This window comes from Mesorhizobium sp. M7A.F.Ca.CA.004.04.2.1 (genome assembly GCF_004022825.1).
Classification (GTDB): domain Bacteria; phylum Pseudomonadota; class Alphaproteobacteria; order Rhizobiales; family Rhizobiaceae; genus Mesorhizobium.
Genome location: NZ_RZPH01001686.1, coordinates 1 through 592, shown reverse-complemented (window position 1 = coordinate 592; position 592 = coordinate 1). Strand labels below are relative to the sequence as shown.

The following is a 592-nucleotide window of genomic DNA, read 5'->3' as shown; positions in this document are numbered from 1 at the left end:
ATTCCAGACCGTCGGCCCTTGACGCCATGGGTTCCGCGGATTTCGTACGCTCACGTGCCGCGTAAGCGGCACACACATTTCACAGGCATAACCTATGTTGTTGTTTAGCTGGTTTGAAAAAAGGCTCGATCCGTTCCCCGCAGCGGAACCGGTCGAGCCGCCCAAGACGCTGGTTGCCTTCTGCCTGCATTATACGCGCGGCGCATGGCCATATATCCTTTTCGACGCGGTGCTGGTGACGGCCATCGCGATCGCGGAAGTATGGATGTTCGGCTTTCTCGGCCGCATCGTCGACTGGCTGTCGGGGCAGAATCGCGAAACCTTCCTGCAGACGGAAGCCTGGAAGCTCGCCGGCATGGCCTTCATCGTGCTGTTCGCGCTGCCGGGCACGGTATGGCTGCATTCGTTTCTCAACCAGCAGACGCTGATGGGCAATTATCCCATGCGCATCCGCTGGCAGGTGCACCGCTATCTGCTCAAGCAGTCGATGAGTTTCTACCAGGACGAGTTCGCCGGCCGCATCGCGACAAAGCTGATGCAGACGGCTCTCGCCGTGCGCGAATGCGTCATCAAGGTGATCGACGTCCTGAAC

1 protein-coding gene is annotated in these 592 nt (G+C 59.3%); it reads left to right on the top strand.

The genetic code is table 11. The features are described 5' to 3' along the window. Positions 1-94 precede the first annotated feature (94 nt). The coding region (locus EN893_RS36980; protein ID WP_164901547.1) for an ABC transporter transmembrane domain-containing protein at positions 95-592 on the top strand (498 nt) is incomplete at its 3' end.